The organism is Flavobacteriales bacterium (genome assembly GCA_021739695.1).
Taxonomy (GTDB): domain Bacteria; phylum Bacteroidota; class Bacteroidia; order UBA10329; family UBA10329; genus UBA10329.
Window position 1 is genome coordinate 136,373 of record JAIPBM010000007.1, and the last position, 15,517, is coordinate 151,889.

Sequence of the window (15,517 nt, forward strand, 5' to 3'; positions counted from 1 at the left end):
GTCAGTCCTTCAGAACATGTGATTTTAGCCAAGGAGACAAAATCCCATTGAACTCTTTCGGATGCTCCATCATTGGTGCATGTCCGCATTTATCTATCCAGTGCAATTCCGAATTGGGAAGTAGGTCATGGAACTCCTGCGCAACCTCTGGTGGCGTTACGCCATCGTTCTTTCCCCAGATCAGGCAAACTGGTACTTGGATGCTCGGCAGATCATCCTTCATATTATGGCGAATAGCCGATTTGGCAATGGCCAACACACGAATCAACTTGTTCCTATCGTTGATGATTCCGAACACCTCTTCTATTAAAGGTTCAGTGGCATTGGCTGGATCATAAAAGGTTGCTTCTACCTTTTTGCGAATATACTCTCGGTCTTCGCGCCTTGGGAATGAACCACCAAAGGCATTTTCGTACAACCCGGAACTTCCTGTCAAAATCAACGCTTTAACCTTCTCTGGATGCATCACCACATACACGAGAGATACATGACCGCCAAGTGAATTTCCTAAAAGGGTGATGTGCTCGAAGCCTTTGAAAACCACGAATTCGTGGATATATCCGGCCAATTCTCTCACATTCGTCTTGAGCAATGGCAATTCGTAGATCGGCATGATCGGAATTACCACTCGATAATCTTTCGAGAATTCATCCAACACATCCTGAAAATTGCTCAGCGCTCCGAAGAGACCGTGGAGCACAAGCAGAACCGGGCCTTCGCCTTGCTCTATATATCTATGTCCAGATTCCGCCTTTACCACTCCCAATTTGATTGATGGCCAAAATTAACCAAAAATGAAGGGGGCAAGAATCGATTTGATCAAGCAGAAAATGGCTTGTTTATCAACATTACCTCCACTTTTTACCACCACACTTTCAATCTCAACTGAATTCATTTTTCAGCAAATCGTAACCTTTAGCTACTTTTGAGCTATAAAGTTTTCAACAGTTGTGGTAAACTGTGGTAAAGAGTGGGAGATAATCCATTACTTTACCTGATAAATCCTAGTGTAGAGTGACCAATATTATCGGCACATATGAATGCAAAGTGGACGCCAAGGGCCGACTCATGCTGCCAACAGCATTGAAGAAGCAATTGATGTCTGAGCTCGAAAGCGGCTTCGTGATGAAGCGCGGCATGTTCGAGAAATGCATTGAACTGTACCCGATGAGCGAGTGGAACGACAAGATGAGTAAGGTGAACAGACTGAACAGGTTTGTGCGCAAGAATGTCGAGTTCATTCGATTGTTCACCGCTGGGGTCAAGATCGTTGAACTTGATGTTACTGGCCGGTTGCTAATCCCAAAAGATCTGATGGGATTCAGCTCAATCACCAACAGCATCGTTCTCGCATCCGCTGGAACCTATGTGGAAATATGGGACAAGGATGCATATGAGAAAGCGTTGAGCAATCCTGAAACAGACATTGCCACACTGGCTGAAGAAGTCATGGGCAGCCTTAAAGACGGGGCTGATGACCTACCATGACCCCGTCCTGTTACAGGAATGCGTTGACGGTTTAAAGATCGATCCCAACGGGATTTACGTGGATCTCACCTTCGGTGGGGGTGGGCATTCGCGAGAGATTTTAAAGCACTTGAAAGACGGGCATCTGTATGCCTTCGACCAAGACAAAGACGCACAAATGAACCTGCTGCAGGACGCACGTTTTACTTTCATACCACACAACTTTAGGTTTGTGCGCAACTTCCTGCGGTATTTTAAGGCGATTCCTGTCAATGGAGTTCTTGCCGATCTTGGTATTTCATCCTTTCAAATAGATGAGCCAAGTAGAGGTTTCAGTACACGTGCCGATGGTCCGTTAGACATGCGCATGTCCGAAGGGATTGAGCTCACCGCTTACAAGATCATCAACGAATATTCAGTTGAAGAACTTTCTCGCATCTTCAGAGACAACGCTGACCTACAGGAAGCTTGGAAACTTTCGAAAGCCATTGTGGCTGAACGTGCCACCAGGCCGATTGAGACGATTGAAGCGTTCAAAACGCTGATCACTCCAATGGCACAATGGGGAAAAGAGAACAGCTTCCTGTCACGCGTGTTTCAGGCCATTAGAATAGAAGTGAACGATGAAATGAACGCGCTGAAGGATATGCTCCTACAGATGCCAGACATTTTAGATGAAGGAGGTCGCTTAGTGGTAATTTCTTACCACTCGTTGGAAGACCGAATGGTTAAAAACCTTGTAAGAAGCGGAAATATTGAGGGAAAAGTGGAAAAGGATTTCTTCGGAAAACCACTTGTTCCATTCAATGCGATTTCAAGAAAACCGATTATTCCAAGCGATGAAGAAATAGCTCGGAATCCACGTGCACGAAGTGCAAAACTCAGAATTGCAGAACGAATCTGATGAGTGAGGAAGTAGAAAATACCACAGAGGAAAGAGGCGTTGCAAAACGCATTCTTGGTGTGCTTGACGGAAGTTTTCTGACACGCGATAACGTGTTGAACAACATCCCGTTCCTGCTATACCTATTCGGCATTGGCATCTTCTATATCGGCAACAGCCATTTTGGAGAAGGTACAGTGATAGGCATGGAAAAACTGAACCGAGAGATCAAGGAACTGCGATCTGAATTCATCTCAACTCGTTCAGAACTGATGTTTTTGAGTAAGCAAAGCGAAGTTGCAAAGGCAGTTGCTCCAATGGGAATTTACGAAAGCGTGGTTCCACCAAAGAAAATCGTGGTTAAACAAGACGAACATCCTGAGATTTGAGCCACGAGAAGGAAATAAAAAACCGCGTTTATCTATCGTATGGATTGATGTGCCTTTTCGCGATTGCCATTGTGGCTCGCGTTGCTCAAATTCAATTCGTTCAAGGCGAACAATGGAAGCAAAAAGCAGAAACTCAAACCACTGCATTTCGCAACATTGAGGCTGCCAGAGGTAATATTTTCGCTATTGACGGAAGTCTATTGGCAACCTCAGAACCCATTTATGAGATACGCTGGGATGCAGCCGTTCCATCGTTAAAAGACGAATACTTTAACGACCATATCGATAAACTATCACAACAATTAGCTAACCTATTTAAGGACAAATCGGCCACTGCTTACAGGCGCGAACTAACTCAGGCTCGACTTAACAAAAGCCAGTATTACCTTTTAAAGAGACAAGTTGGACACAAGGAGTTGAAAGCGCTTCGCGAGTTTGAGATTTTCAATCTTGGAAAATACAGCGGTGGACTCATCTATAATCAGCACAACAAACGTGCGAAGCCGTTCAAGCAGCTTGCAGCAAGAACCATCGGTTACGACCGACCAGGTTTTAGTGTTGGACTGGAAGGTGCATACTCTGAGGAACTTTCGGGTGTTGGCGGAAAACGTCTGATGCAAAAGATTGCCGGTGGAAACTGGAAACCACTGAATGACGAGAACGAAGTAGAACCAGAAGATGGATCGGATCTGGTCACAACCATTGACATCAATATTCAGGACGTTGCAGAGCATGCACTACAGACGCAATTGGAAAAGCATCGCGCTCATCATGGTTGTGCCATCTTAATGGAGGTTGAAACGGGTGCAATAAAAGCCATCGCAAATCTGACCGAGCAAGAAGATGGATCATACGCAGAAACTTACAATTATGCCATCGGCTCGGCCACCGAACCTGGGTCAACATTCAAGTTGGCAAGCCTGCTTTGTTTATTGGAAGATGGATACATCGACCTAACGGATTCTGTTGACATAGAAGGTGGCATCAAAAAGTATTACAACGCCACAATGAAAGACTCCAAAACAGGCGTCTACAACAAGATCACTGTAGCAAAAGTGTTCGAGATTTCTTCAAATGTCGGTGTATCCAAATTGGTAAATCAGTATTACCAAAAAGACCCGCAAAAGTTTGTTGACCGCTTGGTAGCCATGGGGTTAAATGAACCGTTGGGTCTTGAAATAAATGGAGAAGGTGTGTCGTCCATCCCTTCGCCAAAAGACCCAAGTTGGTCAGGTATATCGTTGCCTTGGATGAGTATCGGCTACGAAGTGCTGCAAACGCCTTTGCAGATCTTGACCATGTATAATGCGATTGCCAACAACGGAGTGAAGGTGCGTCCAAAATTTGTGGATTACATTACCAACCACGGAACCGTTGAAAAGGAATTCCCAACCGTTGTGCTTAACAAGCAGATCTGCTCTCAGAGCACGGTTGACAAGCTGAAAATAATGATGGAGGGAGTTGTGGAACATGGCACCGCAAGCAACCTTAAACACGCCAATTATAAGATTGCCGGAAAAACCGGAACTGCACAGATTTCCAAAGGCGGAAGCTACCATCGCGACAAGAGCTACCAAGCTTCTTTCGTAGGCTATTTCCCTGCTGAGAAACCACGATACACCTGCATTGTAGTGGTGGATTCACCAACGAGTTCTGTCTATTACGGCAACTTGGTGGCTGGCCCGATCTTCAAAGAAATTTCAGACAAGGTCTACTCCACTCAGGTTAAAATGTTGGATGAAATTGCAGCTGATCCGACTTCAGACAACGAACTCCTTCCTTTCTCGAAAGTATCTGAGAAACGAGACCTGGTAAAAGCATTCGAAACACTGAACATCAAAACTGAGATCAAAGATCCAGATGCTCAATGGGCAATCGCTTCATCAGATTCTTCATCGATTAAAATAACCGAGCAAGAGGTTATCGAAAACCTTGTTCCGCGCGTGGTTGGAATGGGTGCAATGGATGCCCTTTTCCTACTAGAAAATGCGGGGCTGAAAGTGAACATGCAAGGTTCTGGTGTGGTCCGCAATCAATCTATCATTCCTGGAACCCGCGTGACCGAAGGTCGCGAAATCATCATTCGTCTATCATGAAATTACTGAAAGACATATTGTACAGGGCGGGCATTGAGGAAGTGGTCGGTTCCACAAACGTGGCCATCGAGAACGTTTGCATTGATTCGAGACAAGCGAAGAAATTTTCGCTCTTCGTTGCAGTAAAAGGCACATTGACGGATGGACACGAATTCATCCAGAAAGCAATAGAGCAAGGTTCTGTAGCCATCGTTTGCGAAGTACTTCCAGATGTATTGAAGAAAGACGTCAACTACGTTCAAGTGAAGAACAGCCGCTACGCAGCAGGCGTGATTGCTTCGAATTTCTACGACAATCCATCGCGGAACCTGAAACTGGTTGGCGTGACGGGAACAAACGGAAAAACAACCACGGCCACGCTTCTTTACGAACTTTTCAAAGGATTGGGCTACAAAGTTGGCCTGATATCAACGGTAAGGAATCTCATCAACAATACGGTTGTGGCTGCTACGCACACAACTCCAGACCCAGTAAACCTGAACAAGTTATTGGCCGAAATGGTCGATGCTGGCTGTGAGTTCTGTTTCATGGAGGTGAGCTCGCATGCGTTGCATCAGCATCGCGTTGCCGGGTTGGAATTCACGGGTGCAATTTTCACCAACATCACTCACGACCACCTCGATTATCACGAGACATTCAAGAATTACATCGCTGCCAAGAAAATGCTGTTCGATGGGCTTTCATCTAAGGCTTTTGCTGTGGTGAATATGGACGACAAGAACGGTGAGGTGATGGTACAGAACACCAAAGCCAAGATTGTGACCTACGGTTTGAAATCGATGGCTGGTCGCAAAGCAAAGATCCTTGAGAACAACCTTACCGGACTTATTCTAAACATTGACGGACAGGAAGTGATCACAAGATTGATCGGCTCTTTTAATGCTTACAATATTCTCAGCGTTTATGGCGCAGCGCTAGAACTAAAAGAAGAGAAGTTGCAGATTCTGACCACACTCAGTAATCTCCATTCTCCAGATGGTCGATTCCAGTTCATTAAAACCGAGAACAATATTCTAGGAATTGTGGATTATGCACACACACCAGATGCTCTGGAAAATGTGCTTTCGACCATTCACGAACTGCGAACTGGTAATGAGAAACTGGTGACACTTGTGGGTTGCGGTGGCGATCGCGACAAAACCAAGCGACCTGAAATGGCGCGCATCGCTGCTGAAGGAAGCGATAAGGTGATACTTACTTCAGACAATCCGCGAAGCGAAGATCCGCAAACCATCATTGATGAGATGAAAGCGGGTCTTGACCCTGTGCTTATCCGCAAGGCCGTGACCATCATTGACCGCGCAGAAGCAATTCGCACGGCTTGCATGTTGGCTCAACCAGGCGATATCATTCTCGTTGCTGGCAAAGGCCACGAGAAATACCAAGAAGTGAAAGGTGTGAAAACGCCATTTGACGACATGGAAGTATTGACCACAAACCTGAAACAGATCTACTGATGCTATACTATCTGTTCGACTTCCTAGAATCACATTACCACCTGCCAGGAGCAGGCGTGTTCCAATACATTTCATTCCGAGCTGCTGCAAGCATAATCACCTCGCTGATCATTTCCATGCTTATTGGCAAAAAGGTGATTCAATTCTTGCAACTAAAGCAAGTGGGTGAGATTGTCCGAGACCTTGACCTAGCCGGACAAGTAGCCAAGCAGGGAACACCGACCATGGGCGGAATTATCATTCTGTCATCCATAGTAATTCCAACGCTACTATTTGCACAACTAAATAACGTCTATGTCATTCTGATGTTGGTTTCCACCGTTTGGTTGGGCCTCATTGGCTTTGCAGATGACTACATCAAGGTCTTTAAAAAAGACAAGGAAGGTTTGGCCGGAAGGTTCAAGATAATGGGGCAGATCGGCATTGGAATCATCGTTGGCTGCACGCTTTATTTCAATGATGATGTAGCTATCAAAGACCGATTGATTCGCGGTGGCGAAACGGTTGAAACAGTTATTGATGGAAAAACGGTAGAGCTCCAACGCACTCCCGTTTATGACGAAGCAAAACATTCCCTTGTCACCACCATTCCGTTCGTAAAAGACAACGAATTCGATTACAGCTCACTCCTATTCTTCCTAGGAGAAAAAGCGAAAGACTGGGGCTGGTTGGTCTTCATCCCAATCGTCATTTTCATCGTAACAGCCGTTTCCAACGGAGCAAATCTTACCGATGGTTTGGACGGACTTGCAACTGGAACATCGGCCATTGCAGGCGTCACCTTGGGCATATTGGCTTACGTGTCGGGTAACATCATTTTTGCCGATTACCTCAATATCATGTACATCCCCGGTTCGGGAGAATTGGTTGTATACATCGCGGCATTTGTTGGTGCTTGTGTAGGCTTCTTGTGGTACAATCAGTATCCAGCGCAGGTTTTTATGGGCGATACCGGAAGCTTGGCTTTGGGAGGCATCATTGCAGTCTTCGCACTTGCCATCAGAAAGGAACTTCTGATTCCGATTCTGTGCGGCATTTTCCTCATGGAAAACCTCTCCGTGGTTATGCAAGTGAGCTACTTCAAATACACCAAAAAGAAGTTTGGTGAAGGAAGAAGAATCTTCTTGATGTCTCCACTGCATCATCATTACCAGAAAAAAGGCATGCACGAAGCCAAGATCGTAGGGCGATTTTGGATTGTAGGAATCATGCTTGCAGTAATCACCGTGGTAACCCTCAAACTCAGATAATGGCGGAGCGATTGGTCATATTGGGTGGAGGCGAAAGCGGTGCTGGCGCAGCTTACTTGGGTCAGAAAAAAGGCTACGAAGTATTCCTTTCAGACAAAGGAAAGCTGAAGGAGAAGTATGCCGAAAATCTTCGTAGCTGGAATATTGACTTTGAAGAAGGTGTGCATACTGAGGAGAAAATCCTAAACGCTGACCTCGTTATAAAAAGTCCAGGAATTCCTGAGACTGCTCCTTTGGTTCAGGCACTTCGCGCAAAGGGTGTTCAAGTGGTTTCTGAGATCGAGTTCGGAATGAAATACACTAACGCGAAAACCATCGGCATAACTGGGACCAATGGCAAGACCACAACCACGCTTCTCACTCATCACATGCTTGCAAAAGCAGGCTTGAATGTGGGATTGGCAGGTAATGTGGGCAAAAGCCTCGCTTGGCAAGTGGCCGATACGGAGTTTGATTACATCGTGCTTGAGCTAAGCAGCTTTCAGCTGGATGACATGTTCGATAGCCGCATCAATCTGGCCGTGTTGATGAACATCACACCAGATCATTTGGACCGATATAGAACCATGGAAGCGTACATCGCTTCCAAGATGCGAATCACGCAAAATCAGACCGAAGAAGATGCCTTCATCTACTGCGCTGATGACGCAAACATCCTTGCTGCGCTGAACGACTCGCAAAAAGCAAAACGATTCCCTTTTACCCTCAACGGCACCGTTGCCGAAGGAGCATTTATTGATCAGAATAATCTCAACATAAACCTAAATAACTCAAACCTTACCATGTCAATCCACGAACTTGCACTACAAGGCAAACACAATTCCTACAATTCAATGGCCGCAGGAATTGTTGGACGCCTCTTGGAGCTTCGAAAAGAAACCGTCCGAGAAAGTCTGAGCGATTTCAGCGCTGTTGAGCATCGACTTGAGCCAGTTGGAAAGGTTCAAGGAATCGAGTTCATCAACGATAGTAAGGCCACAAACATCAACTCTACATGGTATGCGCTAGAGTGCATGAACCAGCCAGTGATCTGGATCGTGGGCGGAGTTGATAAAGGCAATGACTATTCAATGGTTGCGGAATTGGTCAAAGACAAGGTGAAGGCCATCATCTGTCTTGGAACGGATAACGAAAAAATACATAAAGCATTCGAAGGAATAATTGAAACCATTGTAGATACGCAAAGCGCACAGGAAGCTGTGAAAGCAAGCTACTATTTGGGTAAGAAAGGAGACGCAGTATTGCTTTCTCCAGCGTGCGCCAGCTTCGACCTTTTCGAAAATTACGAAGACCGAGGACGCCAGTTCAAAGCTGCTGTCAGATCACTATAAACCAAGGAAAACCAACAGAAATGAAGGATAAAAACTGGAATAAGGAAGTGCAATCGCCAGAACAGACCATGTTCAATAGCCTGCTTGAGTTGAGAAAGCAGATCATTGAGGAAAGTGTGTCTGATGTGCAGAGCACGCGGCATCGTCAAGAGTTGATCGGTGTTTGGAACGACATTGAATTCATCAACGATTCTAAGGCTACCAATGTGGATCTGACATGGTATTCATTGGAGCGCTTGCAAGGAACTGCAGTTTGGATTGTGGGCGGTTTGCAAGCAGGCCAAGACTACAGCATGCTGAAAGAACTTGTGGCTGACAAGGTTCGTGCAGTGGTTTGTCTTGGAAGAGAAAATGGGCAGGTTTTTAAAACATTCTTGACTGATGCTGAAGTGATTGTTGGTGCAAGTACTGCCGATGAAGCCGTGAAAGCCGCAGTGGCTTTGGCAAAGCCAGGCGACAAAGTCATTCTATCTCCAGCATGTTCTTCGCATGACCTTTTTGAGAGCTACGAAGACCGAGGAAATCAATTCACGAAAGCCGTATTGCGGCTAATTAATAATTAGGAATGAAAAAATCCCCCGCCTTCGGCACCCCCTTTAAAAGGGGGATTCGCGCTGCTCAAATGCGGTTCCTCCTTTGTAAAGGAGGTGTCGAGGAACGAGACGGAGGATTTGAAAATATTAGCATCAATTACAAAAACCATGTACACGAAAAAGAACTAATGAATCACCTAATTCATCATTCCTAATTACTCATTAAAGAAATGAACGCATTTGTAAGGAAATATCTACAGGGAGACATGGTCATTTGGGCCGTGGTGTTTCTGCTGTCGCTGGTTTCCATACTTGCGGTTTATAGTGCCACCAACAACTTGGCGCATTACAAGCACGGTGGCAACACCGAATATTATCTATTCAAACACTTCATGATCATTGTGCTGGGTTGGGCCATGATCTACGGAATACACAAGGTTCCGTACAATTACTTTTCGCGCGTTGCGCAGATTTTTATCTGGGTTTCGATACCACTTTTGGCCGTAACGTTGATTGCTGGAACTTCGGTAAACTCCGCTTCCAGATGGTTGACGTTGCCGATCATCAATATTTCGTTCCAAACATCCGATTTGGCCAAATTGGCGCTCATCGCGTTCCTTGCCCGTCAACTTTCTAAACGACAGGATTCAATGGATGATTTCAAGGAAGGATTCCTTCAGATCATTTGGCCCGTGTTGGTGGTATGCGCATTGATCCTACCAGCCAACTTCTCCACTTCAGCCGTACTCTTCACTACATCTTTAGTTGTGCTTTTCATCGGTCGGGTTAAACTGAAATACATTGCTGGTCTAATAGGTGCCATTTCTTTGGCTGGCGCCTTCGTTTTCCTTCTTTCCTTCGCCCTTCCAATAGAAAAAGTCCTTCCTCGTTTCGGTACTTGGAAGCAGCGCGTTGAAACGTATTTCAGCAACGAGGAAACGCCAGAAACAGCAGATGCCAATTACCAAACCGAGCAGGCAAAAATCGCCATCGCCACAGGCGGAATAACAGGCGTTGGCCCAGGAAATAGCGTTCAACGAAATCGTTTGCCAAGTGCTTACGCAGATTTCATCTACGCCATCATCATTGAAGAATGGGGATTCGTGGGTGGAATGGGAATCCTATTTCTCTACCTAATTCTGCTTTTCCGTGGATTGAGAATTGTGCACAAAGGCACAACTGTTTTCGGAACGCTCTTGGCTTTTGGCTGCACATTCAGCCTCATTTTCCAAGCATTCATAAACATGGCCGTGGCTGTCAATCTGTTCCCTGTAACAGGTCAGCCGCTACCGCTGTTGAGTATGGGCGGAACTTCCATCTGGTTCACTTCCATCGCTATCGGAATGATTTTGAGCGTAAGTCGCTCTTTGAATGAAAAAGAACCTCAACCAGAACTTGTCAATGTCGAAGGTTAAGGTGATCATATCAGGAGGCGGCACGGGCGGACACATCTTCCCGGCCATTGCTATTGCCAATGCGCTTAAGAAGCTGCAATCGGATGTGGAAATTCTGTTTGTCGGTGCGTTGGGCAAGATGGAAATGGAAAAAGTTCCTGCTGCCGGATACGAAATCGAGGGGCTCAATATTGCTGGAATCAACCGCAGCAACATGCTCAAGAATCTGGGCTTCCCACTCAAACTGATAGGTAGCTTGATGAAAGCTCGGAAAATCGTCAAGGAGTTCAAACCAGATGTGGTAGTTGGAGTTGGTGGTTTTGCTTCTGGTCCTGTGATGTATGCAGCCAGCTCGATGAGTATTCCAACGGTCATTCAGGAACAGAATTCTTACGCTGGCATCACCAATAAAATGCTTGGTGCAAAGGCCAAAAAAGTTTGCGTTGCCTACGATGGCATGGATAAATTCTTCCCTGCCAAGAACATCATCCGAACAGGAAATCCCGTTCGTCAGGACATTCTGAATTTGGAAGGAAAACGCGAGCAAGGACAAAAGACCTTCAACCTCGACCCAAGCAAGAAAACATTGCTGGTAATTGGTGGAAGTTTGGGAGCTCGTTCCATCAACTTGGCTGTCAAATCTCACATCGAAGCTTTCAAAAAAGCGGACGTACAAGTGGTTTGGCAAACGGGCAAACTCTTTATTGAAGAGGCCAAAAAAGCTGTTGCTGATGCCAATGCAAGCAACTTCTTCGTGTCTGATTTCATCTACACGATGGATCAGGCGTATGCTGTTGCCGATGTGGTGCTTTCGCGTGCTGGAGCAAGTTCCATTTCTGAACTGTGCATCGTTGCGAAGCCATCTGTTCTGGTTCCGTTCCCGTTTGCTGCCGAAGACCATCAGACCAAGAATGCGCAAGCGCTTGTGGATGTTGACGCAGCGATTCTTGTGCCTGACAGCGAAGCAGGAACGAGAGCATGCGAAGAATCACTGAAACTCATGTCAGATGAGGCAACGCAGGCAAAATTCCGAACCAACATCAAGAAGCTTGCGCTTCCGAATGCGGATGAGGAAATAGCCAAGGAAATTTTGAAAATCGCGAAAGCTGCATGAAAGCGCTAAAAGACATACAAGCTGTCTATCTGATCGGTATCGGTGGTATCGGTATGAGCGCACTTGCCCGTTATTTTGCGGTGCAAGGCAAACGCGTAGCCGGTTATGATCGCACGCCAACAGATCTTACCAAGGAATTGGAAGTTGCTGGCATTCCTGTTCATTTTAAAGATGATGTGAGCGCGATTTCAGATGCATTCAAGGATGCGGCAAACACCTTGATAATCTTCACACCTGCGGTTCCCGCCAACCATGCTGAATTAAATTATTTCCGCGCAAATGGTTTTGAAGTACTAAAGCGTTCGCAAGTGTTAGGTGAACTATCTAGAACTTACAATACAGTAGCTGTTGCAGGAACACATGGCAAGACGACTACAAGTTCCATCATTGCGCATTTACTGAAATCTTCTTCAAAAGATTGCAATGCATTCTTGGGTGGAATTTCAACGAATTACAACACAAATCTGCTCACATCCACAAGCAGCAATTTGATGGTGGTTGAAGCCGATGAATTCGACCGTTCATTCCTCACGCTATCGCCAGAAATTGCGATTGTGACTTCGGTTGATGCCGACCACTTGGACATTTACGGTTCTGCTGATGAAATGCTCAATTCGTTCCGAGATTTCACTGAGTGCCTTGTGGAAAATGGAACGCTCATTTACCGGCTTGGACTTCCGTTTTCCGACACGCAAAAACGAAACTTTACGTATTCGCTGAGCGAGAAGTGCGATTACTACACATCAGCACTTTCAATTGAGTCTGGTCAATACAAATTCGACCTGCATTCTCCTTCAAGAATTCTGAAGGATCTGACATTCGGAATGCCAGGTTTGCATAACATGGAGAACGCAGTGGCAGCATTCGCAGCAGCCGATCAATTGGGGCTTTCGGAAGACGAGATCAGAACTGGATTGGCTTCTTACAAAGGCGTAAAACGCAGATTTGAAGTGCACATCAACACAGATGAGTTGGTTTACATTGATGATTACGCGCATCATCCAACAGAGATATCGGCTTGCATCGGTTCCGTTCGCGAACTCTACCCAGGAAGAAAAGTGAAAGGCATTTTCCAACCACATCTTTTCAGCCGAACAAAAGATCACATGCAAGAATTCGCCAACAGCCTTTCGCAGTTGGATGAAGTGACGTTGCTCGAAATATATCCGGCACGCGAAGAACCAATTGCTGGAATTACTTCAAGCGCATTGCTTGAAAGGATGAGTGCGGAGCACAAAAATCTACAAAGCAAAACGGCTGTTTTAGATTCCATCTCGGCAGCAAACACAGATGTGCTTTTGACCATGGGCGCAGGCGATATTGACCAATTGGTTGCACCTATTAAACATAAACTACTGTCATGATCAAGAAGATCCTGAACATATCGGTTTACGTTCTGGCGGTGATTGGCCTCTTCGTTTCGTTGGCATTCAGCGCGCGCGAATCGGACAAGATTCCGTGTTCGAATATTCGCATTGAGGTTGACAATAACAGCGGCAACTTCTTTGTGACAAATGATGATGTGCTGGAGATGATCTGGAGCAAAGGCGATAGTTTGGTTGGAAGACCGATCACTTCTATTCCTATTGCGGTTTACGAACGACACATTGCTGCCAATCCTTCTGTGAAACGGGCCGAAGTTTACACCAAACACAATGGCGTGTTTGCCGTGAAAGTGTATCAGCGCGAACCGATCATCCGCGTGATGACCGCTGATGGCGAAAGTTTCTACTTGGATAAGGAGGGTTCGGTGATGCCGACCAGCGAGAATTACACGGCACGCGTGCCCGTTGCCAACGGTTTCATCATGGAAAAGCAATATGACATGCAACGTTATAATGTGGCTGAAATGAGCGACAGTTTGAAAAAACGTTCGTGCTTGGACGAGCTATTCGAACTGGCCACATTCATCCGAAAAGATGCTTTCTGGAAAGCGCAGATCCAACAAATCAGAGTGGAACCGAATGGTGAACTGACATTGATCCCGACTGTTGGCGACCACCACATTCTACTGGGAAGAACGGATATGATGGAACAGAAATTCAACAAACTGCTTTTGTTCTATCGAAAAGGACTCAACAAAACCGGATGGGATCAATATTCCCACATCAATCTTAAATACAAAGACCAGGTCATCTGTACCAAAAAGAACAGCTAATGGAAAATTCAGACATCGTAGTAGGACTTGACATCGGAACAACCAAAATTGCTTGCATTGTTGGTAGACGAGATGCGCATGGCAAGATTGAGATTCTTGGCATCGGCAAATCAGAATCGCTAGGCGTGAGCCGTGGCGTTGTGGCCAATATTGATAAAACGGTTCAGTCGATTCAAGCAGCTGTGGAAGAAGCGCAGAACAAGACCGGAATTGAGATCAAGTATGTGAATGTGGGCATTGCTGGACAGCACATCAAATCGCTGCAACACCGTGGTATTTACACACGTGATTCGTTGGAAACAGAGATCAGCAAGGAAGATGTTCGCAACCTGATCCGCGACATGTACAAGCTGCAAATGCTACCTGGCGAAGAGATCATTCACGTGCTTCCGCAAGAATACATCGTGGATAACGAGCAAGGAATCAAAGACCCTGTAGGGATGAGCGGTATCCGTTTAGAGGCCAATTTCCACATCATCACTGGTCAGGTTGCTGCTGCAAAGAACATTCATCGTTGTGCATACAAGGCTGGTCTTTCGGTTACCGAATTGATTCTGGAGCCATTGGCGTCTTCTGCCGCTGTACTGAACGATGAAGAAATGGAAGCTGGTGTTGCCTTGGTTGACATTGGTGGTGGAACGACAGACATCGCCATTTTCCAAGACAACATTATTCGACACACGGCTGTGATTCCGTTTGGTGGAAATATCATTTCAGAAGACATTAAAGAAGGATGCACCATCATCAAGCATCAAGCAGAATTGCTGAAGGTGAAATTCGGTTCTGCACTAGCTACGGAAGCCAAAGACAACGAGATTGTTTCCATTCCAGGATTGCGCGGACGTGAACCACGCGAAATCAGCCTGAAGAATCTGGCCAGCATCATCCAAGCACGGATGGAAGAGATCATCGAGCATGTGTATTACGAGATCAAGAATTCCGGATACGAGAAAAAACTCATCGGAGGAATCGTGGTCACGGGTGGTGGCGCCAACCTGCGTCACTTGCCACAATTGATGGAATACATCACGGGAATGGATGTGCGTGTTGGTTACCCGAATGAACATCTAGCAGCTGGAAATCCGGATGACGTCACGAGCCCGATCTTCTCTACTGGCGTTGGTCTGGTTATGAAAGGATTGGAGTTCAGAGATGAACTGGCCGCCCGCGGATTGACCATTGACGATTGGGCTGAAGGCCGCGAAGGCGCACCAGTTGTGAAGAAGGAAATTCCGAAAGAAGAAGCACCGACCGATACCATTTCTGAAGCAGAAGAAGTGGCGCGAGAAGTGGCCGAGGAAAAAAGCTCAAGCAGCCCATTTTCAGGTCTTGCCAATTTCAGAAGCAAGCTCGAAAAATGGATGAATGAAGGAATAGATTAATAGCTGCAAGTATTAAGCTTCTGCTACAAGTAAAATGAAAAAGAAAATGGCCTAAAGGCTAAC

14 protein-coding genes are annotated in these 15,517 nt (G+C 45.9%); 13 read left to right on the forward strand and 1 reads right to left on the reverse strand.

Translation table 11 applies throughout. The features are described 5' to 3' along the window. Position 1: 1 nt before the first annotated feature. The gene (locus K9J17_06310) at positions 2-766 is read right to left on the reverse strand and encodes an alpha/beta hydrolase (protein MCF8276334.1); all 765 of its coding nucleotides are present in this window, start codon (positions 764-766) and stop codon (positions 2-4) included. A 248-nt stretch (positions 767-1,014) separates the two neighbouring features. On the opposite strand from K9J17_06310, the gene K9J17_06315 reads away from it, so the two are divergent. The 13 genes from K9J17_06315 to ftsA all read left to right on the forward strand — a co-directional run bounded on the left by K9J17_06315 (position 1,015) and on the right by ftsA (position 15,454). Then, positions 1,015-1,488, forward strand: coding sequence for a division/cell wall cluster transcriptional repressor MraZ (locus tag K9J17_06315; protein ID MCF8276335.1), 474 nt, complete (start codon positions 1,015-1,017; stop codon positions 1,486-1,488). Then, positions 1,475-2,371 (forward strand): 16S rRNA (cytosine(1402)-N(4))-methyltransferase RsmH, encoded by an 897-nt coding sequence (gene rsmH / locus K9J17_06320; GenBank protein ID MCF8276336.1) that lies wholly within the window; start codon positions 1,475-1,477, stop codon positions 2,369-2,371. The genes K9J17_06315 and rsmH overlap by 14 nt, the downstream gene beginning before the upstream one ends. Next, positions 2,371-2,739 carry an S-adenosyl-methyltransferase gene (locus K9J17_06325; GenBank protein ID MCF8276337.1) on the forward strand — a complete coding sequence of 123 codons (369 nt, stop codon included), beginning with the start codon at positions 2,371-2,373 and terminating at the stop codon, positions 2,737-2,739. Before rsmH ends, K9J17_06325 begins: the two co-directional genes overlap by 1 nt. Continuing rightward, a complete protein-coding gene (locus tag K9J17_06330) occupies positions 2,736-4,835 on the forward strand; it encodes a transpeptidase family protein (GenBank protein ID MCF8276338.1) in 2,100 nt (699 codons plus the stop codon). The genes K9J17_06325 and K9J17_06330 overlap by 4 nt, the downstream gene beginning before the upstream one ends. Continuing rightward, a complete protein-coding gene (locus K9J17_06335) occupies positions 4,832-6,292 on the forward strand; it encodes a UDP-N-acetylmuramoyl-L-alanyl-D-glutamate--2,6-diaminopimelate ligase (GenBank protein MCF8276339.1) in 1,461 nt (486 codons plus the stop codon). Before K9J17_06330 ends, K9J17_06335 begins: the two co-directional genes overlap by 4 nt. Next, on the forward strand, positions 6,292-7,542 hold the full coding sequence (gene mraY / locus K9J17_06340) for a phospho-N-acetylmuramoyl-pentapeptide-transferase (protein MCF8276340.1): 1,251 nt from the start codon (positions 6,292-6,294) through the stop codon (positions 7,540-7,542). The genes K9J17_06335 and mraY overlap by 1 nt, the downstream gene beginning before the upstream one ends. After that, positions 7,542-8,873 (forward strand): UDP-N-acetylmuramoyl-L-alanine--D-glutamate ligase, encoded by a 1,332-nt coding sequence (murD, locus tag K9J17_06345; protein ID MCF8276341.1) that lies wholly within the window; start codon positions 7,542-7,544, stop codon positions 8,871-8,873. The genes mraY and murD overlap by 1 nt, the downstream gene beginning before the upstream one ends. Positions 8,874-8,893: 20 nt before the next feature. After that, the gene (locus K9J17_06350; protein ID MCF8276342.1) at positions 8,894-9,436 is read left to right on the forward strand and encodes a hypothetical protein; all 543 of its coding nucleotides are present in this window, start codon (positions 8,894-8,896) and stop codon (positions 9,434-9,436) included. Between the two features lie 200 nt (positions 9,437-9,636). Further along, on the forward strand, positions 9,637-10,821 hold the full coding sequence (locus K9J17_06355) for an FtsW/RodA/SpoVE family cell cycle protein (protein ID MCF8276343.1): 1,185 nt from the start codon (positions 9,637-9,639) through the stop codon (positions 10,819-10,821). Further along, positions 10,808-11,914, forward strand: coding sequence for an undecaprenyldiphospho-muramoylpentapeptide beta-N-acetylglucosaminyltransferase (gene murG, locus K9J17_06360; GenBank protein ID MCF8276344.1), 1,107 nt, complete (start codon positions 10,808-10,810; stop codon positions 11,912-11,914). The genes K9J17_06355 and murG overlap by 14 nt, the downstream gene beginning before the upstream one ends. After that, on the forward strand, positions 11,911-13,278 hold the full coding sequence (gene murC, locus K9J17_06365) for a UDP-N-acetylmuramate--L-alanine ligase (protein MCF8276345.1): 1,368 nt from the start codon (positions 11,911-11,913) through the stop codon (positions 13,276-13,278). The genes murG and murC overlap by 4 nt, the downstream gene beginning before the upstream one ends. Beyond that, positions 13,275-14,072: a hypothetical protein gene (locus K9J17_06370; protein MCF8276346.1), complete on the forward strand. Its 798-nt coding sequence runs from the start codon at positions 13,275-13,277 to the stop codon at positions 14,070-14,072. Before murC ends, K9J17_06370 begins: the two co-directional genes overlap by 4 nt. Next, complete coding sequence (gene ftsA, locus K9J17_06375) at positions 14,072-15,454, forward strand: cell division protein FtsA (GenBank protein ID MCF8276347.1); 1,383 nt, start codon at positions 14,072-14,074, stop codon at positions 15,452-15,454. Before K9J17_06370 ends, ftsA begins: the two co-directional genes overlap by 1 nt. Positions 15,455-15,517 lie beyond the last annotated feature (63 nt).

What these genes read in the sequence shown, in the direction of transcription:
- K9J17_06335 (MCF8276339.1), top strand. Translation starts at nt 4,832, where the DNA reads ATGAAATTACTGAAAGACATATTGTACAGGGCGGGCATTGAGGAAGTG.
- murG (MCF8276344.1), top strand. Translation starts at nt 10,808, where the DNA reads ATGTCGAAGGTTAAGGTGATCATATCAGGAGGCGGCACGGGCGGACAC.
- murD (MCF8276341.1), top strand. Translation starts at nt 7,542, where the DNA reads ATGGCGGAGCGATTGGTCATATTGGGTGGAGGCGAAAGCGGTGCTGGC.
- K9J17_06355 (MCF8276343.1), top strand. Translation starts at nt 9,637, where the DNA reads ATGAACGCATTTGTAAGGAAATATCTACAGGGAGACATGGTCATTTGG.
- mraY (MCF8276340.1), top strand. Translation starts at nt 6,292, where the DNA reads ATGCTATACTATCTGTTCGACTTCCTAGAATCACATTACCACCTGCCA.
- K9J17_06325 (MCF8276337.1), top strand. Translation starts at nt 2,371, where the DNA reads ATGAGTGAGGAAGTAGAAAATACCACAGAGGAAAGAGGCGTTGCAAAA.
- ftsA (MCF8276347.1), top strand. Translation starts at nt 14,072, where the DNA reads ATGGAAAATTCAGACATCGTAGTAGGACTTGACATCGGAACAACCAAA.
- murC (MCF8276345.1), top strand. Translation starts at nt 11,911, where the DNA reads ATGAAAGCGCTAAAAGACATACAAGCTGTCTATCTGATCGGTATCGGT.
- K9J17_06370 (MCF8276346.1), top strand. Translation starts at nt 13,275, where the DNA reads ATGATCAAGAAGATCCTGAACATATCGGTTTACGTTCTGGCGGTGATT.
- K9J17_06350 (MCF8276342.1), top strand. Translation starts at nt 8,894, where the DNA reads ATGAAGGATAAAAACTGGAATAAGGAAGTGCAATCGCCAGAACAGACC.
- rsmH (MCF8276336.1), top strand. Translation starts at nt 1,475, where the DNA reads ATGACCTACCATGACCCCGTCCTGTTACAGGAATGCGTTGACGGTTTA.